The sequence below is a fragment of the Algiphilus aromaticivorans DG1253 genome (assembly GCF_000733765.1).
GTDB lineage: Bacteria > Pseudomonadota > Gammaproteobacteria > Nevskiales > Nevskiaceae > Algiphilus > Algiphilus aromaticivorans.
Map to the genome: position 1 here is coordinate 3,236,682 of NZ_JPOG01000001.1, position 20,373 is coordinate 3,257,054.

The window sequence follows — 20,373 nt, forward strand, 5'->3', positions numbered from 1 at the left end:
CTTAGTTGGCCGGCGAGCCGGGCAGCGGGGTGTTCAGATAGGGGAAGCGGTCGAGATAGGTCACGCCGCCTGCGGTATCGGAGCCGTTGGAAGTACCTGCGGTCGGCCCGAGCGCACGCGCGCCGTCAGTGACGATCGCGCCCGCGTTCACCACGGCAGGGCCGCCCTCTGCGCCTGTATCGCAGAACTGCAGCCCGTTGGGATTGCCCGCCGTGATGCTGCCCAAGGCGGCTGTCAGCGCGATGTCGGTGACGTCGTCATAGGGACGGCGGCCATTCGGGAAGCCGGCCAGATCGCAGGCGAGCACGCCCATATCGCTCTGATCCGACGGCGCCACGGGGGCTACGGCAGTGTTCAGACGCAGGATCTCGCCGGGCGCGCCTTCGCCGTCGGCTATGGCCTGGGGCTGGTTGAGGCCCGGCACGCCGGTCAGGAAGACCTGCACGAGATCGTTGCGCGGGGTTTCCGGCACGGCCGTTCCAAACAGGCTACTGGCCACCACCGGCAGCACCGGGTGGGTCACGAAATCCAGGAACTGGGGATCGTCCACCGGCTCGCTGTGGTTGAAGCGATCCTTCTTGTCGAGGCCGATGACAACCTCGTTGACCAGCGGGTTGCCGAGACGCGAGACCTGCACCCAGGGCCCACCCTCGACGGCCGGCGCACCGCTTTCACCGTCACTGCCGCTGGGCATATCCGGGAAGGGGTTCATGACGCGGGCCTGCCGCACGCTGGCGGTCGTCCAGGCACCGACGACAGGGTCACCATCCGTCAGGCAGCTGGTCGGCACCTCCATCGCGATGCTGGTGACGTTCTTGTCGCCGACGATATTGCTCTCGCCGTCGCGCGGGCCCAGAGGGTTCGTATTGATCAGGTCGAAGACCTCGCCAAGGTTGATGACGAAGCCTTCCTGGCGCTGGCCAACGAAGACGCGACCCTCACCACAGGTGCCCAGATCGATGCCATAGACATGATTCTGCGCATAGCTCTCATAGTCGCCGTTGAAGCTCTTCTCACCGATGAAGTCGATCGGCTTGCGGAAGCTAGTCGTACCGTTGCCCTGGCCGGCGGCGTTGCCGAGATTCGTCAGCGCCATCGGGTCGGCGCTGCTACGGCGGTCGCCTTGCTGCAGGGTTACCTGATAGCTCTCGACGCGGTTGACACCCTCGAGCCGACCGGCGTCGGGGCCGATGCCATCGGGCACGGAATTGATCAGCGGAATCGTGACCGGGTTCTCGGCGCCGGTGTCGATGGCGGCGTTGTTGATCTGGGTATCGAAACGGAACTGGAAGCTCAAGTCTTCCTGCGCATCGCCGTTGTTGTCGATATGGATCTCGTAGAGAGCGTTCGGATCCATCGAGAAGTAGTTGGGGCCACCGTAGCTGTCCTGCAGCGGGTGATAGTTCGCGATGAGAGTGACCATGTCATCGCGGCCTTCCTCGTAGCTGCGGAACATGTAGAAGTCGGTCCCGTCCACCTTGGGCATTTCGGTGATGAAGGGGGCCTCGCGGTGGCTGGAAGCGCCCGCGGAACCGGCGGCGGCAATGGCCGCGCCGGACAGCAAGCCGGCAATAAGTGTCTTTGACTGCATCGGTGTCTCCTGTCGACTGGTACCGAACCTCTACGCTGCTCGTCGGCTGGCGGATGCAGTTGTGGAAGCCACGAAAGGAGTTGGCGCACGGCGCGGAATGATCTGGCCGGGGCGGGCCGAAGGGTGGAATACGCGGGTGCTACCACACGGCGCGGAAATGCCGTATATTGGGAGATGCAGTTGCTTCAAGAAGAGTGTTATCAGCGTGAAGCGACCCTTTTCGGTCGCCGGTACATTGATGCGTTCCTTGATGGCTTGCACCCTGGGACCTCGGTCCCAACTTCAACTTTATCCCGTATGAGGAATGTGTCATGAGCGATACCGCTACCGGAACCGTCAAGTGGTTCAACGATGCCAAGGGCTTCGGCTTCATCACCCCCGCCGAGGGTGGCGATGATCTCTTCGCCCACTTCAAGGAAATCCAGGGCTCGGGCTTCCGCAGCCTGACTGAAGGCCAGCGCGTGGAATACGTTCCGCAGCGCGGCCCGAAGGGCATGCAGGCCACGCAGATCCGCGCTATCTAAGCGCGGCTGCCAAGCCCTGTAGTTAAAGGGCCGCGACCTTCGGGTCGCGGCCCTTTTCTTTGGGCGATCGCTCAGCCCATATGGAAGAAGTTGAGCTTGTGGCCGTCGAGGTCGCGGAAGTAGCCGCCGTAGAAACCGCTCATGCGCTCGCCGGGAGCGCCTTCGTCCGTCGCGCCCAGCGACAGCGCCTTGGCGTGCAGCTTGTCGACCGCCTCGCGCGAGCCGGCGGCCAGCGCCACCATGACGCCGTTCCCCACCGACGCCGGCTGCCCGTCGTTGGGGCGGATGACACCGAGCATGGGCGCGCCGGGACCGCTGCCCCAGATGACGAGCCGATCGCTTTCCATGAAGCGCTTGGCGCCGAATTCTGCGAGCAGGGCGTCGTAGAAAGCGCTGGCACGGGCGAGATCATCGCTACCGAGCGTGACGTAACCGATCATAAGTCTCCTCTTTGAGTGCACATCGGGTGATCGCCGCACCAGCCGGAGCCCGGCACGAACAACCGGCACAATACGCCAGGATGGCCCTCCGGTCCCAGCAACAGGAACACTGCTGATGCATATCGCCAAAGCCTTTGCCGCCGGCTTTGCCGCCACGCTGATCTTTCATCAGGGCGTCTACGCGCTCTTCCACGCCCTGGGGCTGCTACCGAACCCGCCCTTCAATATGGCGCCGACCTGGCCCTTCGGTGTGCCTGCCGTGCTCTCACTGGCCTTCTGGGGTGGCGTCTGGGGCATCGTGCTGCTGCCACTACTCAGAACGCCGCGCACGGCCAGCTACTGGTTCGGCGGCATCGCCGCCGGCGCCGTAGGCCCGAGCGCGGTCGCCCTGCTCGTGGTCTTTCCACTCAAGGGCATGCCCGTGGCCGCGGGCTGGGATCCGCTGGTCATCGGTGGCGCGCTGATTCTGAACGGCGCCTGGGGCTTCGGAGTTTGCTTCTTCCTGCGCTGGCTTGAGGCCTGAAGCTCGGACGGCCGTCGCGGGCTAGAATGACGCCATGCTAGGCGGATTTCTCATCGGCGGGCTGATCGGCGCGCTCTTCAGCGGTTGGTCCGGATTCTTCATCGGTGGCCTGATCGGTTACTTCGTCGCGCGGCCGCTGCTGCGCTGGGCGATCCGTGCCCGCTTCGGCCAACTGCAGACCCAATTCCTGGACAGCGTCTTCGCCGTCATGGGCGCGATCTGCAAGGCCGACGGTCAGGTCACCGACGACGAGATCCGGGTTGCCGAGCAGCTCTTCGAGCGCCTGCGCCTCGATGAAGCTGCACGCGCGCGGGCAAGAACTGCCTTTGCGCGCGGCAAAGCGGCGGACTTCGATCTCGATGCGGAAGTGGCGCGATTCGCTGCCAGCGCGCGCGGCCAGCGCGCACTGATGTCCATGTTCCTTCAGCTTCAGATCGCGGCGGTAGGCGCAGACGGCCGTATCCACCCGGCCGAGCACGAGATGCTGGTGCGCATCGCGCGCGGCCTCGGGCTCTCAGAAGCCGAAGTGGCCCGCATGGAGGCGATGCTGCGCGGCGCCGCCAGCGGTGGCACGGGCACCGGCCAGCGCAGTAGCGTCGATCTCGATTGGGCCTATCAGGTGCTGGACGTCTCGCCGCAAGCCAGCGACGCCGAGGTCAAGAAGGCCTATCGTAAGCTGATCAACGAGAACCACCCGGATCGCCTCGCCGCCAAGGGTCTGCCCGAGAGCATGCGCCCCATGGCGGAAGAGAAGACGCGCGACCTCACCACCGCCTACGACCGCATCCGCCAGGCACGCGGCACGGCCTGAAGGCGAGGACCGAACGGGGCCGTAACAGCGCTGCCATGCTTGCGTAGCCGGGCTGTCATGCCCGGCATCGAAGATCACGGTTTTCCACGAACAAGGGGGAATCGTGAACACCATCCTGAGAACCGCTGCGGCGGCATTGCTTCTGACCGGCCTCGTCGGCTGCGAGGGCGACGATGGGGCCCGTGGCCCCGCGGGCAGCGACGGTACCGATGGCGCCGATGGCAGCGACGGCGCGCAGGGCCCGACCGGGCCTGCCGGCCCCGGCACGAGCTTCGTCCAGCTGCGCGAGATCGGCCGCTACGAAACCAACGTCTTTGACGAAAGCGCCGCGGAGATCGTCGCCTTTGATGCCGATACGCAGCGGCTGTTCGTCATCAATTCCAATGCCGCGGAGGTCGAGGTGCTCGATCTGCAGGACCCGACGCAGCCCACGCGCATGGACGCCATCGACGCCAGCGCCGAAGGCGCCGGCGCGAACAGCGTCGCAGTGGCGAACGGCGTCGTGGCTGTGGCAATAGAAGCCCCGGTCAAGACCGACAACGGCAAGGTGGTCTTCTACAACGCCGGCGATCTCTCCAAGATCGGCGAGGTGACTGTCGGTGCACTGCCCGACATGCTCGTCTTCACGCCCGACGGGCAGACGCTGCTCGTCGCCAACGAGGGCGAGCCCAACGACGACTACAGCGTCGACCCGGAAGGCTCGGTCAGCGTCATTGATCTATCCACCGGCGCCGCCAGCGCCACGGTGACCACGGCCGCCTTCACGGCCTTCAACGGTCAGGAAGCCGAGCTGCGCGCCGCGGGTGTGCGCATCTTCGGGCCCGGCGCGTCAGCCGCGCAGGACTTCGAGCCGGAGTACATCGCGCTCAACGCCGATGCGAGCAAGGCCTGGGTAGCATTGCAGGAGAACAACGCCGTGGCCGTACTCGACGTCGCCTCGGCCAGCTTCGACGAGATTCTGCCTCTGGGCTTCAAGGATCACAGCATCCTCGGCAATGAGCTCGACGCCAGCAATCGCGACCGCAACGCCATCGATGACGACGGGCGCATCAACATCCGCAACTGGCCGGTGTTCGGCATGTACCAGCCCGATGCCATCGCCAGCTACGTCGTCAACGGACAGAGCTACTACCTGACCGCCAACGAGGGCGATTCGCGCGACTACGATGGCTTCAGCGAAGAGTTCCGGATCAAGGATGTGCAGCTCGCCGCGGGCGCATTCCCGAACATGCCCAATCTACAGAACGATGAGCAGCTCGGGCGTCTCAACATCACCTCGACGCTGGGCGTGAGCAACGGCTGCGATCCCAGCGATCCGATCACCGACGTCGAGACCGACTGCGAATACGATGCGCTCTACGCCTATGGCGCGCGCTCCTTCTCGATCCGTGATGCACAGGGCCGTCTGGTCTACGACTCCGGCAGTGCGTTCGAGCGCATCACGGCGCAGCAGATTCCGGACAACTTCAACGGCAACAACGACGAGAACAGCTTCGACAATCGCTCGGACGACAAGGGACCGGAACCCGAGGGCATCACCGTCGGCGTCGTCGACGGCCGCAACTACGCCTTCATCGGCCTCGAGCGCGTCGGCGGCATCATGGTCTACGACGTCACCAACCCGCAGAGCCCGCATTTCGTGCAGTACTTCACGAACCGGAACTTCGGCGCAACGCAGGAAGAACTGGAAGCCGGCATGGCCGGCGATCTGGGGCCGGAGGGCCTGGCCTTCATCAGCGCCGACGACAGCCCCAACGGCGCGCCGCTGCTGGTGGTGGGCAACGAGGTCAGCGGTAGCACCACCGTGCACGCCATCGACATCGTTCAACCCTGAGCCGACACGAAACCGTTGAGGGCCGGCACGCGCAACGCGTGCCGGCCCTTTTCTTTGGTGACGCCTTAGTTGCCTTCCTCGTCGAAATCGCCGCGCTCCACCGGGTTGGGCTTGGCCCTGCTGGTGGCCGACTTCGGCCCTTCGGTGATGCTGCGGCTTTCCGCCTCGCCGGCCTCCAACACGCGGACATTGGCAGCCGGGGAGCGACCCGCCTTGTCCTCGCCGAAGTAGAGCGTGGTATGCGGGAAGGGGATCTCGATGCCGGCGGCATCGAAGTACTTCTTGACCAGGCGGTTGTACTCGCGGCCGATGGCCCACTGGTTGCCCGGCGTGGTCTTGATGCGCACGCGGATATTGACGGCGCTGTCTGCCAGCTCGGTAACCCCGTGCAGCTCCAGCGGCTCCAGCACCTTGGCAGCCTGCTCCGGATCCGACACGAGCGTGTCGTAGGCCGCGTGCAGCTGCGCCATGGCGTGGTCGATGTCCTCGCGGTAGGCGATGCGGTAGACGCCGACGTGGAAGGCGAAGTCGCGCATGAAGTTGGACACCGTGTCCACGCTGGAGAAAGGCACGATGTGATAGGTGCCGGACAGATCGCGGATGCCGACCGAGCGCACGGTCACCTTCTCGGCGGTGCCGGTCACCGAGCCAGCAGTGACGACATCGCCGGTGTTGATGGCGTTCTCCAGCTGGATGAAGACGCCAGTGATGACGTCCTGCACCAGTTTCTGGGCGCCGAAGCCGATGGCCAGACCGAGCACACCGGCACCGGCGATGAGCGGCCCGATATTGATGCCGATCTCGGCGAGCACGATCATGGCCGTGAGCACCACCAGCACGATCAGGAAGGCGCTGCGGAACAGGCTGAGCAGCGTCTGCTCGCGCGCGGTGGGACCGCCGCGCTTGTTCTCGGGGTTCAGCCGCAGCTCCACCCAGCTCGCGAAGCCGATCCAGATTGCCTTGGCGACAAGCAGGATCAGACCCACCGAGATCGCGGTGATCAGAGTCGCCGTGCCGGCATCGGAGGCCAGCCATTCGGGCAGATTGAAGACCGCCCAGGCGTCGAGCACGATCAGCGCGACGATCGCCAGGATCACCACGCGCACGACCTGCAGGACACCCGGAACCGCGCCGTTGAGCCGCGCTTCCAGCAGCGGGAACTTCTGGCGTGTTTCCTCGGGAAGCTGGATCCGGCGACTGATGATCTGCGCCAGCACCACGGCCACGAAGACACCGCCGCCAATGGCCAGCAGCGTCTGCACCGTGGCGCGCAGCATGAAAGGCAATGCCTCCTCGGCCTGCAGCACGCCGACGATGACGAGCGCGGCGAAATAGGCCAGTGCCAGCAGGTGCCAGACCCGCGCCAGCCCGTAGAGCAGCAGGCGCGCGAAGCCAAGCTCGATATTCGTCGCGTAGCGCTGCATGCGCTCGCGCACATCGAGCTTGTTCTGCAGGATGATGCTCAGCGCATAGAGGAATGCCAGCAGCATGATGGCCACCGTCAGCGCGCGCCCGGCCTCCGGCGAGACATTCACATTGACGATGGGCACTGCCAGCAGCAGGCCGTAACCGATGAAGCCCGAGATACGGGCGAACCAGGCATTCCAGTAGGCCGCGCCTTCGTCGCCCATCGGCAGCAGCCGCAGGCCGTCGAAGCGCGTTGCGAAAAGCATGCGGATGAGCGCCTTGAAGGCCTCGACCAGCAGGAAGGCATTGAGGAACATGGTCTGGCGCGGATCCATCGCGCCGGGCTCGCTCAGCACATAGAGCGCCAGCGCGAAGCCGGCCACCCAGGCGACGACGATGAGCAGGATGTCGACGCCGGTCGCTGCCAGCACCGCCATCGACTTGCGCAGCAGCGCGCTGGATTCGGCACGGCGCAGTGACCACCCATTGAGCCGCCCGTACAGCGGCGCGCACAGCCGCCGCATCAGGAAGAAGGCGATCAGCACCGCGATGATCACCGCAACCAGGTCGACACTGGCGCGGGCCAACGCCCCCCAGTCCGTGGCGGCCGCCGCGCCGCCGGCCGCCGAGAAGGCCGCCATCGATTCGGAGAACTCGGCGGCGAGCTGCTCGGCAAGCCCCTGCGTCAGGCGCGCAACGCGCCGCGACATGGACACCGCTTCGGCAGCGGGCTCGGCAGCGTCGGCGTCGTCGCCCTGAGACTCGTCGGCGCCCTGCTCGGCACCGGACGCCAGCGAGTGCAGCTCCTCGATCAGGCGCTCGCGCGATACCTCGTTCTCCAGCACATCGGCGAGCTGGCCGTAGCCGCTTGCATCCGCCTCGCTACCGGAGGCTTGGGCCTGGGCGAAAGCCGGGAGCAGCAGCAACAGAATGGGCAGCAGCCCGCGCAGCAGGGAGGGAGTAGCAAGCATGACGCGATTCCTCGGGGAGCAATGGGCGCCGCAGCGCAGCACTGCTTGTTGGATTTATGCGCCCATTCTAGAGGGGCCGTGCCTCGGCATGCTGCGCCCGGACGTTGGGCCGTCGCAGACGGTGTATCGCTTTCGCCCAACAGCGCGCTGGATTTGTCATGCTGGGCGCATGACCCGATTTCTGACGTTCACCGCCCCGCTGCTGGCGGCTGGCCTGTGTAGCGGCGCGCTGGCCAGCGAGGCCGACGCCGAGCAGACAGCCACCGCGCGCGCCGAGGCCGCATCCGACAGCACAGCCGCCGTCGAAGACCCGCCCACTGCACCGCTCACGCTGACGGCACAGCTCGAGGACATGACGGGCGACGTGCCAACGCATGCGGCCTTCGAGCTGCTGTCGGGGCGCATTCCGCCCGGTGAGACGCTGCAGGTGCCGTGGTACGCCAGCGACTCCTTCACCGGCCTGGCCGAACCGACCCCGGTGCTGGTCGCGCACGGCACCGAGCCCGGCCCGGTGCTGTGTCTGACCGCAGCCGTGCACGGCGACGAGCTCAACGGCATCGAAATGGTGCGCCGCCTGCTTTACGAGGTCGATCCGGAGAATCTGCAGGGCACGCTGATCGGCGTGCCCATCGTCAACCTCTTCGGCTTCCGGCAGGGATCGCGCTATCTGCCGGATCGACGCGATCTGAACCGCTTCTTTCCGGGCGACCCCGCCGGCAGCGCGGCGTCGCGCATCGCCTACTCGCTGTTCGAGAACATCATCCGGCGCTGCGACGCGCTGGTGGATCTGCACACCGGCTCCTTCCACCGCAGCAACCTGCCGCAGCTGCGCGCCGACATGTCGAACGAGGCGGTGGCCGAGCTGACGCGCGGCTTCGGCGCCACGGCCGTGCTCAACAGCACGCCGCCGGGTGGCACGCTGCGCGGCGCGGCGACGGCCGCCGGCGTGCCGACGGTCACGCTGGAGGCCGGTGAACCCATGCGCTTTCAGCAGGAGGAGGTCGAGCACGGCGTGCGCGCGCTGCGCAGCCTGCTCAACCGCATGGGGATGGTGAAGCGCTTCAGCCTGTGGGGAGACCCGCAACCGATCTACTACGAATCGCACTGGGTCCGGGCCGACAACGGCGGCATTCTGACCAGCCGTGTCGACATCGGGCAGAACGTCACCGAAGGTGCCCTGCTGGGCACGGTGACCGATCCGATTACCAACCGACGCAGCGAGATCCACTCGCCCTACGACGGACGCATCCTCGGCATGGCTCTGAACCAGGCCGTAATCCCGGGCTTCGCCGCCTATCACATCGGCGTGCAGCGCCAGCAGGAAGAGCTGGTCGAGCCGGCCGATACCGGTGGCGACGAACCCGCATCCGGTGACCCCGGAAAGGCGGCCGAAGGCGGAGGTGACAACGGCGCCGACGACGAAGCGCACGCGGCACAGCCGATACCGACCGACTCCCTGCCGGCGGCGCCCAACGATAGCGCCGAGGACGCCGAGCGACCGGACTGAAGCGGCAGCGGCTGAGCCGCGCGATTCACCCTAGCTGCTTTCCTCTTCGTCGCCGTTTCCGGCGCCATCACCGATATCGGGATCGGGCTTTCGATCCTCGTGCAGCCGGATCTCGGCATCGTCATCGCACTGGGGGTCGTTAAGGAAGGTGCGCGTGACATCCAGCAGACCGAGATGCTGGATCGTGCGCCGCCCCAGCAGCACGGGATAGTTGAGCGCGCTGCGGTCCTCGAGGCCGAACTGCTCCTCGTGAACGACGTTGCCCATGCACAGGCGCATCAGCACCACCGGCCGCCGTGTCGTACCTGCTGCGCTGCGGATGCGCAGATTGCGATAGACACGACGCTCGATCTCCTGCGCCTCGAACTCGGCGTCTTCATCGTGAGCGTCCAGCGAGAGGCTAAAGCGCACCCACTCCTCGTCGTCGCGCTCGAAGCGCTCGATGTCGGTGGCATGCAAGGAAGAAGTCAGCGCCCCGGAGTCGAGCTTTACCTTCAGCTCGGTGTCCTCGGCCACCAGCAGGCGGCCTTTCTCCACCCAGCCGTAGACGTGAGCGACATCCTCTCCGGCCACGGCCGGCCCTGCGAGCAGGCCGGGCAGCAGAAGCATCAACAGGCGCATAACGGGCATCGGTAACTCCAGAAAAGTCAGTTGAGGGAAATCTTGGCGGCCGCCGCGCAGGCGCGCTGCCGGGCTTGGGCCGCGTTGGCACCCAGCGCCAGCGTCACGCCCATGCGCCGCCGCCCGCCACCGAGCTCCGGCTTGCCGAAGAGGCGCAGATGGACATCCGGCTCGGCCAGGGCCGCATCGAGACCCGCAAAGACTGGCGCCACGGTGTCGCCCTCGAAGACCAGGGCGCAGGAGGCCGCCGCGCCGTAATGCCGGATCGCCGGCACGGGCAGGCCAAGAATGGCGCGGGCGTGCAGGGCGAATTCGGAAAGATCCTGGCTGATGAGCGTCACCAGCCCGGTGTCGTGCGGTCGCGGCGACACCTCGGAGAACAGCACCTCGTCACCGCACACGAAGAGCTCGACGCCGAAGATGCCGTAGCCACCGAGTTCCTCGGTCAGGCTGGCGGCGATCTCCTGGGCACGCGCCAGCGCCGTGTCGGACATGGCCTGCGGCTGCCAGGATTCCCGGTAGTCGCCGTCGACCTGGCGATGCCCGATGGGCGCGCAGAAGCTCGTGCCGGAGACCGAGCGCAGCGTCAGCAGGGTGATCTCGTAGTCGAATTCGACGAAGCCCTCGACGATGCAGCGGCCCGCGCCGGCGCGGCCGCCGGCCTGGGCGTAATCCCAGGCCGCGCGCGTATCGGCCGGCTTATGAATGGTGGACTGCCCCTTGCCGGAGCTACTCATCACCGGCTTGAGCACACAGGGGGTACCGACAGCCGCGACTGCGGCCTCGCAGGCCGCGAAGTCGTCGACGAAGCGATACGGCGAAGTCGGCAGGCCCAGCGTCTCCGCGGCCAGGCGGCGGATGCCTTCGCGATCCATGGTCAGGCGCGCGGCGCGCGCGGTCGGGACGACCTTCCAGCCCTCGGCCTCCAGCGCTTCCAGCGCGTCGGTGGCGATCGCCTCGATCTCCGGCACGATCAGCGCCGGGCGCTCGGCTTCGATAACCGCGCGCAGCTTGTCGCCGTCCAGCATGGGCAGCACATGGCTGCGATGCGCGACCTGCATGGCCGGCGCGTCGGCATAGCGATCGCAGGCGATGACCTCGACACCTAGGCGTTGCAGCTCGATGGCGACTTCCTTGCCCAGTTCGCCACTGCCCAGCAGCAGCACGCGCGTGGCCGTCGCGCTTAGAGGGGTTCCGATCTTCATGCGCGCATTGTGCCGGCTCGCACGCTGACTGGACGGTGAAGGCAGCGCCACACCGGGCACGATGCCGCATCCGAACGCGTGAATCGCCAAGAAACTGCCATCGTCGAATGCCGTCGCCGGGCGGCGCAGCGTAAAGTAAGGCCATGCACGAAACGCACCGCCGCCGCACCCGTATTCTCGCCACCCTCGGCCCCGCCACCGACGAGCTGGAGACGCTGGCCGCCCTCGTCGCCGCCGGCGTCGACGCCGTGCGCATCAACTACTCGCATGGCAACCATGCCGATCACGCCCGCCGCATCCGGCAAGTGCGCGAGGCGGCCACGGCCGCCGGACGCGATATCGGCATCCTCGCCGACCTGCAGGGGCCCAAGATCCGCATCGAACGCTTCGCCGAGGGCCCGATCACGCTGGTACCCGGCGCGCGCTTCGCGCTCGACACGGCGCATCCGGCGGCGGCGGGCACGGTCGAGATCGTCGGCTGCGCCTATCCGGACCTCCCCAACGACGTCGTCGCCGGCGACGCCCTGATGCTGAACGACGGCGCCATCCGGTTGCGCGTCACCCAGGTGGCGGGCACGCGCATCGACACCGAAGTGGAGATCGGTGGCGAGCTCTCGGACCGCAAGGGCATCAACAAGGCCGGCGGTGGGTTGTCTGCGGCCGCGCTCACCGAGCGCGACCACGACGATCTCGCCCACGCCGCCGCCCAGGGCGTCGATTTCGTAGCGGTCTCCTTCCCGCGCAACGGCGAGGACATGCGTGAAGCGCGCCGGCTACTGGATGCAGCCGGCAGCAGCGCGGCGCTGGTGGCCAAGATCGAGCGCGCCGAAGCCCTGCTCGCTCTGGACAGCATCATCGAAGCCTCGGATGCGGTCATGATCGCGCGCGGCGATCTCGGTGTGGAGATTGGCGACGCCGAGCTGCCCGGCTGGCAGAAGCGCATCACCCGCGCGGCGCGCGAGGACAACCGGCTGGTCATCACCGCCACGCAGATGATGGAGTCGATGATCACCAGCCCCATCCCGACGCGCGCCGAGGTGCTGGATGTGGCGAACGCGGTCATGGACGGCACCGACGCCGTCATGCTCTCGGCCGAGACGGCCACCGGCCGCCACCCGCCCCGCGTGGTGGAGGCCATGGCGCGCGTCTGCCTGGGCGCCGAAGCGGCCATGCCCGAGCCGCGCGGCCGCGATCGCATGGATAGCCACTTCGTGAGAACCGACGAGGCCATCGCCATGGCCACGATCTGGACGGCGCAGCACATGCACGCCCAGGCCATCGTCGCGCTCACCGAATCCGGCAGCACGGCTCTGATGATGTCGCGCAGCGACACGCGCATCCCCATCTTCGCGCTCACGCAGCTGGAGGCGACACGCCGGCGCATGACGCTCTGCCGGGGCGTCTATCCCATCGCCTTCACGCCCAGCGAGCTGGACAGCGCGCGGCCCGCCCAGGAGGCCACCGACATGCTGCTGGCACACGGCTGGCTGCAGCGCGGCGACCGGGCATTGCTCACCAAGGGCGATTTCACCGGCCCCGGCGGCACCAACACGATGAAGATCGTGACCGTCGACGGCTGATGACCGAGCCACGCCTCGCCGAATTCACGCTCTTCGGGCATCGCGGGGCCGCGGGGCTGGCGCCGGAGAACACGCTGGCGGCCTTCGAGGCCGGCATCCACGCCGGCTTGCGCTGGATGGAGCTGGACGTGCAGGCGCACCCCGAGGCGCTGATCGTGTTCCACGATGACCGGCTCGATCGCTGCGCCGGCGTCTCGGGCACGGTTCTGGAAACTCCGCTGCGCGAACTGCGGGCGCTGGACGTAGGCGCCGGCCAGCGCATTCCGGAGCTGGACACGCTGCTGGATCAACTAAGCGAACGCGCCGCGCTGAATATCGAGCTGAAGGCCGGCGCCGATGTCGGCCCGCGCACAGCCGAGGCGCTACGCACGGCGCTAACCGCCGGCTGGTCGGCCGAGGACCTGCTCGTCTCCAGTTTCGACCACGCCGCGCTGACCGCCTTTCACGCGGCATTGCCGGAGGTGCCGGTTGCACCGCTCTTCGATTTCGACGCCGCCAACGCCGAAGCGGTCGCAGCCAGCCTGGGAAGCCGCATCGTACATCTCCACCGAGCTCTCGCCGACGCGGCCACCCTCGGACGGCTCGCTAGCGCCGGCCTGCGCGCGCATATCTTCACCGTCAACGACGTCGCTCAAACCGAGGCGCTGCGCGCAGCCGGCGCGGCCGGCATATTCACGGATCACCCGGAGCGGTTTAGGCTGATCAGTGCCATGTCACAAAAACGTCATTCCGCCGGGGTGCAATAAGGCGATGGACAGTCGACCACAAAGCACGCAGGAGTCCGAGACCGCCCCGGATCTGGGCGCGCCCGAGCTCTATCTCAACCGCGAGCTGTCGCTGCTCGCCTTCAACAAGCGTGTTCTGGAGCAGGCGCTGGACGAATCCGTGCCGCTGCTGGAGCGCCTGAAATTCGTCTGCATCGCCAGCTCCAATCTCGACGAGTTCTTCGAGATCCGCGTCGCCGGCCTCATCAAGATGGCCGAACTCAACCCGAACCAGCGCGCCAGCGACGGTCAGACGCCGCAGGAACTGCTGCGCCATATCGCCGAGCGCGCGCACGCGCTGGTCGACGAGCAGTATCGCGTCTTCAACGACGTGCTGCTGCCGGCCATGGAAGCCGAGCAGATACGATTCCTGCGCCGCTCGGAGTGGAGCCCCGAACAAGACGCCTGGCTGGCGCGCTTTTTCCATGAGGAGCTGATGCCGGTGCTGTCACCCATCGGTCTGGACCCGGCACATCCCTTCCCGCGCATCCTCAACAAGTCGCTCAACTTCATCGTGCAGCTGCAGGGCAAGGACGCCTTTGGGCGCAACAGCGGCTTCGCCGTCGTGCAGGCCCCGCGCGCACTGCCACGACTGATCCAGATCCCGCGCGACGTCACCGGATCGGGCCCGCACGATTTCGTCTTCCTGTCGTCAGTGATCCACGCCTACGTCGACGACCTCTTCCCCGGCATGCAGGCCACCGGCTGCTACCAATTCCGCATCACGCGCAACTCGGACCTGCTGGTCGACGAAGAAGAAACCGAGGATCTGCTGGAGGCTCTGGAAGGTGAGCTGGCCCAGCGTCAGTGGGGCGACTCGGTGCGCCTGGAGGTGGCGCAGAACTGTCCCGAGCACCTCTGGCGCTATCTGATGGAGACGGTACAACTGAGCCCTTCAGACGTCTATCAGGTCAACGGACCGGTGAACCTGAATCGCCTGATGGCACTGCCCGACATGATCGAGCGGCCCGAGCTCAAGTTCAGCGCTTTCACGCCGCGCCTGCACCGCGGCATGACACAGGACGTCTTCGCCGCATTGCGCGAGCGGGATGTGCTGTTGCACCACCCTTTCGACGCTTTCACGCCGGTGCTGGAGTTTCTGCGCCAGGCCGCGCGCGACCCGAATGTGCTGGCCATCAAGCAGACGCTGTACCGAACCGGCGCCAAGAGCCCGGTGGTGGAGGCGCTGATCGAAGCCGCGCGCAACGGCAAGGAGGTCACGGTGGTCGTCGAACTGCGCGCGCGCTTCGACGAGGCCGAGAACATCGATCTCGCCGAGGCCCTGCAGGAGGTCGGCGCGCATGTCGTCTACGGGGTGGTCGGCTACAAGACGCACGCCAAGATGATTCTTGTCGTGCGCCGCGAGGAGGGCGGGCTGCGCCAGTACGCGCATCTCGGCACCGGCAACTACCACCCCAAGACGGCACGCCTCTACACCGATTACGGCCTGTTCACCTGCGACGCAAAGGTCGGCGACGATGTGCACAACGTCTTCCTGCAGCTGACCTCGCTGGGCCGGGTAAGCGCCCTGCATCGCCTGCTGCATTCGCCCTTTACGCTGCAGAAGACGATGGTCGCGCGCATCGAGCGCGAGGCCGAGAACCATCGCGCCGGTCGGCCGGCACGCATCCGCGCCAAGATGAATCAGCTGGTGGACGCGCAAATGATCCAGGCGCTGTATCGCGCCTCGCGCGCCGGCGTACCCATCGATCTGGTCGTGCGCGGCATGTGTTCGCTGCGGCCCGGGCTGCCCGGTGTCTCCGACACCATCCGCGTGACCTCAGTCATCGGCCGCTTCCTCGAGCACACCCGTGTGTTCTGCTTCGAGAACGGCGGCGAGCCGGAAGTCTGGTTGTCCTCGGCCGACTGGATGGAACGCAATCTCTACAAGCGCGTGGAGGTGGCCTTTCCCGTACTCGACGCACGACTGCGCAAGCGCGTGCTGTCCGAGCTGCAGCACTACATCGACGACCGCGTGCGCGCCTGGGAGTTGGATGCCGACGGCAGCTACACGCGCATCGGCATTCCCGACGAACACAACCCCGGCGCGCAGCAACTGCTGCTCGACGAAGCCACATCCGGCTGAACGCTCGATGCGCGCGAGCGGTAGGCTGCGCTGGCCCAAGCGCCTCGGAGACCCGGACTTGATTGCCTCGCAATTCCGCAAATGGTGGCGTCGCCGGAGCCGGTCGGTGCCGGTCGAGGCGATGCCGCCCGTAACGCGCACCGAAGACGGCGCGATGCGCCGCCTGGGCGTCGAGCTCGAGTTCTCCGGCCTGTCGCTGCCCAAACTCTGCGAGCTTGTGCCTGAACAGGTCGGTGGACGCGCTCATGTCATTTCGGACTATGAAGCCGAGGTCACCGGCACGCGCTGGGGCAAATGGGGCATCGAGCTGGATTTCGCCTTCCTCAAGGCCCTGGGCCGCGAGAACAACGAGCCTAACGTCGAGCCACGCAACAGCCTTGAGGAGCTTTCCGAGAGTCTGCTGGCCGCCGTGGCACGGCAGGTCGTTCCCTTCGAGATCGTCTCTCCTCCGATCGCCATGGACGAGCTGGAAGTCGTCGACACGCTGGTCTCCGAACTGTGCCGCGCGGGCGCTCGTGGCACGCGGCACTCGCCGCTCTATGCCTTCGGCGTGCATCTCAACGTGGAGCTGGCCGACACCACCGCCGCGACACTGCTGGCCTATCTGCAGGCCTGGGCGCTGCTCTTCGACTGGCTGCGCGAACGCTGCCACCCCGATCTGTCGCGCCGCATATCGCCCTACATCGAACCCTACCCGCTGGACTATGCGCGCCTGATCCTGCAAGCCGACTACGCACCGGACAGCGCGCAACTGATCGACGACTACCTGGCGCACAACCCGACCCGCAATCGGGCGCTGGACATGCTGCCGGTCTTCGCGCACCTCGACGAGGCGCGCGTACGTGCAACGGTTGACGATCACCGCATCAAGGCGCGGCCGGCGCTGCACTATCGTCTGCCCAACTGCCAGATCGACGAGCCCGACTGGCACTGGCGCGATCTCTGGCGCGACTGGCTGCAGCTGGAGCACCTAGCCGGCGACGCCGATCGACGGGCACGCATGGCGAAAGACTTCCTGAGCTTTCACGACAGCGTCGTGGATCGACTGACCGGCGACTGGCAGCAACAGACGCGACGATGGTTGCTAGACGACGACGCGCTGGCCGACCACTGATCGGCATCACCGGCGGCGACTCGCGCCTGCCCTGGGGCTGGTGGTTCGCAGCCGCCGCCGTACGGCGCGCGGGCGGCCGGCCGCTGCGCATCACGCCCGGCCGGCCTCTGCCCGGGGACACCGCCCTGGAAGGCCTGATTGTCGGCGGCGGCGACGATATCGACCCGGCGCTCTATACCGGCGAGGACAACGGGGCGCCCGCCGCCGATCCGGCGCGTGATCGACTGGAGCTGGCGCTGCTGGAACGCGCACTTGGCGACGGCCTGCCAGTGCTCGGCATTTGCCGCGGCGCGCAGTTGCTCAACGTCTCGCTGGGGGGCTCGCTTTACGCCGACATTCGTCCGCGACGCCGCCTGACCAGCAACCGCCGCACGCCACTGGCGCGCAAGACTGCCGCGCTGCGTGCCAACAGCCGGCTGGCGCGCATCTGCGGCACATCGCCGCTGCGCATCAACAGCCTGCACCACCAGGCCATGCAGCGCCTGGGGCACGGCTTGCGCACGGTTGCGCGCGACCTCGACGGCATCAAGCAAGGCGTCGAGGCTATCGATGCACCGTTCCGCATCGGCGTGCAGTGGCACCCGGAGTACCTCCCGCGCCAGCGCTCCCAGCGCCGGCTTTTCGCCGCCCTGGTCGGTCAAGCCAGGCGCCGCAACCTGCGTGCGACGCGGAACGGCTGAGCGCTGCCGGTCTCGCTGTTGACAAGCACCGTCTATTAAACTATCGTTTAATTAAACGATTGTTCAGTCCCGCGAGGGAGGAGCCTGTCATGACCACCGCAAGCCTCAATGCTACCGACTGGGTGGACCGCAAGAAGTACCTCTGGTTGCTGGGCGCGCCGGTGATGCTGCTGCCGCTGATCGGCTATTTCTTCTTCGAGCTGACCGGCTGGGGCATCTTCTTCTGGTTCGCGCCGCTTTTCGTCTACGGCGTGATCCCGCTCGCCGACCTGCTCATCGGCGAGGACCGCAGCAATCCACCCGAGGAGATCGTCCCGGCGCTGGAGCGCGAACGCTACTACCGCTACGCCACCTACATGGCCGTGCCGCTGCAGTACGTCACGCTGGTGTGGGGCTGCTGGGCCGTGGCGACGCTGGATCTGGCCGGGTGGGCCTATCTGGGCGTGGCCGTCTCGGTTGGTGTGGTTTCCGGTATCGCCATCAACACCGGCCACGAGCTCGGGCACAAGACCGACGGCCTTGAGCAGTGGCTGGCCAAGATCGCGCTGGCGACCTCGGCCTATGGTCACTTCTTCGTCGAGCACAACCGCGGCCATCACGTACGCGTGGCGACGGAGGAGGATCCGGCCTCCTCGCGCATGGGTGAAAGCCTCTACGCATTCCTGCCGCGCACCGTCCTGGGCAGCCTGCGCTCGGGCTGGGAGATCGAGAAGCAGCGGCTGGCGCGCAACGGCCACGGCGTCTGGTCGATCCATAACCACAACCTGCAGGCCTGGAGCATAACGGTGATGCTCTTCGCCGGGCTGACCGCCTGGTTCGGCTGGATCGTGCTGCCCTTCCTGATCATCCAGGCGATCTACGGCTTCTCGCTGCTGGAAGTGGTCAACTATCTTGAGCACTACGGCCTGCGCCGGCAGAAGCTGGATAACGGCCGCTACGAGCGTTGTCAGCCGCGCCATTCCTGGAACAACAACCACACCGTGACCAACCTGCTGCTCTATCAGCTGCAGCGGCATTCGGACCATCACGCGAACCCGACGCGCTCCTACCAGGCGCTGCGCCACTTCGAGGACGCACCGCAGCTGCCCTCGGGCTACGCCGGCATGATCGTGCTGGCCTACATCCCCTGGTTGTGGTTCAAGGTCATGGACCCCAAGGTCGTTGCTCATCACGAGGGCGACCTCACCAAGGCAGCGTTGCAACCGGGCAAGGAAGCCGAGCTGATGACGCGCTACCACTCTGCCTGAGCCGAAAGGGCACAATACGCGGCGGCGCGCTCTGGCGCGCCGCCTTTTTTACGGACTAAAAAGAGAGTTTGAGCCCATGCGCAAGTGGCGTTGCCTGATCTGCGACTTCGAATACGACGAGGCCAAGGGCCTGCCCGAAGAGGGCATCGAGCCCGGCACCAAGTGGGAGGACGTCCCTGACGACTGGACCTGCCCGGACTGCGGCGCCTCGAAGGATGACTTCGAGATGGTGCCGGTGGATGACTGAGTGAGCGCCGCCGACCCCATCGTCATCGTCGGCAGCGGCCACGCCGGCTATACGCTGGCGCGGGAGCTGCGCAAGCTTGACGAGGCGACCCCGGTGCACATCGTCACCCGCGACGATGGCAGCGCCTACTACAAGCCGAATCTGTCCAAAGCGCTGGCGATGGGCAAGGCGCCCGGAGAGCTGGTTCAGCAGCCCGCTGAGCAGGCCGCGGAAGCGGTGAAGGCGACATTGCACCCGCACAGCACGGTCGAATCCATCGACCCCGAGGCCCACGAGATCCGCTTCGGTGGTCAAACGCTGCGCTACGCCAGCCTCGTGCTCGCCACCGGCGCCGCGCCGATCCGGCTGCAAGCATTGGGGCCAGACGCGACCTCGGTCAACAGCCTCGACGACTACCGCATCTTCCACGACCGCCTCGGCGAGAACACGGAGATCCTCATCGCCGGCGCCGGCCTCATCGGCTGCGAGTTCGCCAATGATCTCGCCGCGGCAAGGCATCGCGTCAGCGTCATCGACCTGGCCGACTGGCCGCTGTCGCGCCTGCTGCCCGAGCCGCAGGGTCGTGCGCTGCAGGCCGGCCTGGAAGATCTCGGCGTGCGCTTCCATTTCGGCCGCTCCATAGAGCGGGTCGAAGGCCGGCGCGCACATCTCGACGACGGCAGCGAGCTGGACTTCGAGCTGCTGCTGTCGGCCATCGGTCTGAAGCCGGATACGCATCTGGCGCAGGCTGCCGGCCTGGAATGCGGCCGCGGCATCCGCGTCGATGATCACTTCGCGACCTCCGCGCCAGATATCTACGCCCTTGGTGACTGCGTGGACGTGCCGGGCGATGCCACATCGCTGCCGATGCCCTATGTGCTGCCCATCGCCCACGCGGCGCGCGCACTGGCCAAGACGCTGAGCGGCGAGCCGACACGGGCATCGCTGCCGGCCATGCCCGTCATCGTCAAGACACCGGCCTGCCCGACGCTGGTCTGCCCACCGCTGGTCGCCGAGGGCGCGTGGCAGGTTAGCGGCGAGGCGCCCGATCTGGAAGCGATCTTCGTGGCCGACGACGGGCGCGAGACCGGCTTCGCGCTGACCGGCGCGGCGACGAAGAAGCGCGGCGAGTACACCAAGCGCGTGCCGCCGGTGCTTGCCGCTAAGGACTGATACGCGAGCGGGGCAGTGCGCGGCATGCTGGTCCGACAGCGTGCAGCTGGCATCGACAGCGACCAGAGA

The 20,373-nt window shown here is 66.8% G+C and carries 18 protein-coding genes; 13 read left to right on the forward strand and 5 right to left on the reverse strand.

The features are described from left to right. Position 1: 1 nt before the first annotated feature. Complete coding sequence (locus U743_RS15070) at positions 2-1,591, reverse strand: DUF4331 domain-containing protein (RefSeq protein WP_043769353.1); 1,590 nt, start codon at positions 1,589-1,591, stop codon at positions 2-4. A 311-nt stretch (positions 1,592-1,902) separates the two neighbouring features. On the opposite strand from U743_RS15070, the gene U743_RS15075 reads away from it, so the two are divergent. Then, positions 1,903-2,115, forward strand: coding sequence for a cold-shock protein (locus U743_RS15075; RefSeq protein ID WP_043769355.1), 213 nt, complete (start codon positions 1,903-1,905; stop codon positions 2,113-2,115). A gap of 71 nt (positions 2,116-2,186) precedes the next feature. Here the strand turns inward: U743_RS15075 and U743_RS15080 are convergent, their stop codons facing one another. After that, positions 2,187-2,555 carry a VOC family protein gene (locus tag U743_RS15080; protein WP_043769357.1) on the reverse strand — a complete coding sequence of 123 codons (369 nt, stop codon included), beginning with the start codon at positions 2,553-2,555 and terminating at the stop codon, positions 2,187-2,189. A 115-nt stretch (positions 2,556-2,670) separates the two neighbouring features. Between U743_RS15080 and U743_RS15085 the strand changes: the two genes are divergently transcribed. The 3 genes from U743_RS15085 to U743_RS15095 all read left to right on the forward strand — a co-directional run bounded on the left by U743_RS15085 (position 2,671) and on the right by U743_RS15095 (position 5,723). After that, the gene (locus U743_RS15085; protein ID WP_043769359.1) at positions 2,671-3,078 is read left to right on the forward strand and encodes a membrane protein; all 408 of its coding nucleotides are present in this window, start codon (positions 2,671-2,673) and stop codon (positions 3,076-3,078) included. Between the two features lie 34 nt (positions 3,079-3,112). Beyond that, a complete protein-coding gene (djlA, locus tag U743_RS15090; protein ID WP_043769361.1) occupies positions 3,113-3,889 on the forward strand; it encodes a co-chaperone DjlA in 777 nt (258 codons plus the stop codon). Positions 3,890-3,992: 103 nt separating this feature from the next. Then, the gene (locus U743_RS15095) at positions 3,993-5,723 is read left to right on the forward strand and encodes a choice-of-anchor I family protein (protein ID WP_198022070.1); all 1,731 of its coding nucleotides are present in this window, start codon (positions 3,993-3,995) and stop codon (positions 5,721-5,723) included. Positions 5,724-5,788: 65 nt separating this feature from the next. Here the strand turns inward: U743_RS15095 and U743_RS15100 are convergent, their stop codons facing one another. Further along, complete coding sequence (locus tag U743_RS15100; protein ID WP_043769365.1) at positions 5,789-8,101, reverse strand: mechanosensitive ion channel domain-containing protein; 2,313 nt, start codon at positions 8,099-8,101, stop codon at positions 5,789-5,791. A 169-nt stretch (positions 8,102-8,270) separates the two neighbouring features. On the opposite strand from U743_RS15100, the gene U743_RS15105 reads away from it, so the two are divergent. Continuing rightward, positions 8,271-9,608 carry a succinylglutamate desuccinylase/aspartoacylase family protein gene (locus tag U743_RS15105; protein WP_052368252.1) on the forward strand — a complete coding sequence of 446 codons (1,338 nt, stop codon included), beginning with the start codon at positions 8,271-8,273 and terminating at the stop codon, positions 9,606-9,608. 30 nt (positions 9,609-9,638) lie between these two features. On the opposite strand, the gene U743_RS15110 is transcribed toward U743_RS15105, so the two are convergent. Both U743_RS15110 and purT read right to left on the reverse strand, forming a co-directional pair. Next, positions 9,639-10,238: an ATP-dependent zinc protease family protein gene (locus U743_RS15110; RefSeq protein ID WP_052368253.1), complete on the reverse strand. Its 600-nt coding sequence runs from the start codon at positions 10,236-10,238 to the stop codon at positions 9,639-9,641. A gap of 17 nt (positions 10,239-10,255) precedes the next feature. Beyond that, complete coding sequence (purT, locus tag U743_RS15115) at positions 10,256-11,434, reverse strand: formate-dependent phosphoribosylglycinamide formyltransferase (protein WP_043769366.1); 1,179 nt, start codon at positions 11,432-11,434, stop codon at positions 10,256-10,258. Between the two features lie 143 nt (positions 11,435-11,577). Here purT and pyk point away from each other — a divergent pair, with 143 nt between their 5' ends. From pyk to U743_RS15155, 8 genes are all read left to right on the forward strand, one after another. Then, positions 11,578-13,014, forward strand: coding sequence for a pyruvate kinase (gene pyk / locus U743_RS15120; protein WP_043769368.1), 1,437 nt, complete (start codon positions 11,578-11,580; stop codon positions 13,012-13,014). Beyond that, positions 13,014-13,760, forward strand: a complete 747-nt coding sequence (locus tag U743_RS15125) for a glycerophosphodiester phosphodiesterase (protein ID WP_052368254.1) — start codon at positions 13,014-13,016, stop codon at positions 13,758-13,760. The genes pyk and U743_RS15125 overlap by 1 nt, the downstream gene beginning before the upstream one ends. Before the next feature lie 4 nt (positions 13,761-13,764). Next, on the forward strand, positions 13,765-15,864 hold the full coding sequence (gene ppk1, locus U743_RS15130; RefSeq protein ID WP_052368255.1) for a polyphosphate kinase 1: 2,100 nt from the start codon (positions 13,765-13,767) through the stop codon (positions 15,862-15,864). 106 nt (positions 15,865-15,970) lie between these two features. Continuing rightward, the gene (locus U743_RS15135) at positions 15,971-16,978 is read left to right on the forward strand and encodes an amidoligase family protein (RefSeq protein ID WP_052368256.1); all 1,008 of its coding nucleotides are present in this window, start codon (positions 15,971-15,973) and stop codon (positions 16,976-16,978) included. Next, positions 16,942-17,658: a gamma-glutamyl-gamma-aminobutyrate hydrolase family protein gene (locus U743_RS15140; RefSeq protein ID WP_043769370.1), complete on the forward strand. Its 717-nt coding sequence runs from the start codon at positions 16,942-16,944 to the stop codon at positions 17,656-17,658. The genes U743_RS15135 and U743_RS15140 overlap by 37 nt, the downstream gene beginning before the upstream one ends. An 89-nt stretch (positions 17,659-17,747) precedes the next feature. Continuing rightward, positions 17,748-18,905 (forward strand): alkane 1-monooxygenase, encoded by a 1,158-nt coding sequence (locus U743_RS15145; protein ID WP_043769371.1) that lies wholly within the window; start codon positions 17,748-17,750, stop codon positions 18,903-18,905. A gap of 76 nt (positions 18,906-18,981) precedes the next feature. After that, entirely contained in the window at positions 18,982-19,152 is a 171-nt protein-coding gene (locus U743_RS15150; protein ID WP_043769373.1) for a rubredoxin, read from the forward strand. After that, a complete protein-coding gene (locus U743_RS15155; protein ID WP_043769374.1) occupies positions 19,153-20,304 on the forward strand; it encodes an NAD(P)/FAD-dependent oxidoreductase in 1,152 nt (383 codons plus the stop codon). Positions 20,305-20,373: the final 69 nt, after the last annotated feature.

Coding starts and splice junctions, on each gene's coding strand:
- U743_RS15070 (WP_043769353.1), bottom strand. CDS start 1,591: ATGCAGTCAAAGACACTTATTGCCGGCTTGCTGTCCGGCGCGGCCATT.
- U743_RS15075 (WP_043769355.1), top strand. CDS start 1,903: ATGAGCGATACCGCTACCGGAACCGTCAAGTGGTTCAACGATGCCAAG.
- U743_RS15080 (WP_043769357.1), bottom strand. CDS start 2,555: ATGATCGGTTACGTCACGCTCGGTAGCGATGATCTCGCCCGTGCCAGC.
- U743_RS15085 (WP_043769359.1), top strand. CDS start 2,671: ATGCATATCGCCAAAGCCTTTGCCGCCGGCTTTGCCGCCACGCTGATC.
- djlA (WP_043769361.1), top strand. CDS start 3,113: ATGCTAGGCGGATTTCTCATCGGCGGGCTGATCGGCGCGCTCTTCAGC.
- U743_RS15100 (WP_043769365.1), bottom strand. CDS start 8,101: ATGCTTGCTACTCCCTCCCTGCTGCGCGGGCTGCTGCCCATTCTGTTG.
- U743_RS15105 (WP_052368252.1), top strand. CDS start 8,271: ATGACCCGATTTCTGACGTTCACCGCCCCGCTGCTGGCGGCTGGCCTG.
- U743_RS15110 (WP_052368253.1), bottom strand. CDS start 10,238: ATGCCCGTTATGCGCCTGTTGATGCTTCTGCTGCCCGGCCTGCTCGCA.
- purT (WP_043769366.1), bottom strand. CDS start 11,434: ATGAAGATCGGAACCCCTCTAAGCGCGACGGCCACGCGCGTGCTGCTG.
- pyk (WP_043769368.1), top strand. CDS start 11,578: ATGCACGAAACGCACCGCCGCCGCACCCGTATTCTCGCCACCCTCGGC.
- U743_RS15125 (WP_052368254.1), top strand. CDS start 13,014: ATGACCGAGCCACGCCTCGCCGAATTCACGCTCTTCGGGCATCGCGGG.
- ppk1 (WP_052368255.1), top strand. CDS start 13,765: ATGGACAGTCGACCACAAAGCACGCAGGAGTCCGAGACCGCCCCGGAT.
- U743_RS15140 (WP_043769370.1), top strand. CDS start 16,942: ATGGTTGCTAGACGACGACGCGCTGGCCGACCACTGATCGGCATCACC.
- U743_RS15145 (WP_043769371.1), top strand. CDS start 17,748: ATGACCACCGCAAGCCTCAATGCTACCGACTGGGTGGACCGCAAGAAG.
- U743_RS15150 (WP_043769373.1), top strand. CDS start 18,982: ATGCGCAAGTGGCGTTGCCTGATCTGCGACTTCGAATACGACGAGGCC.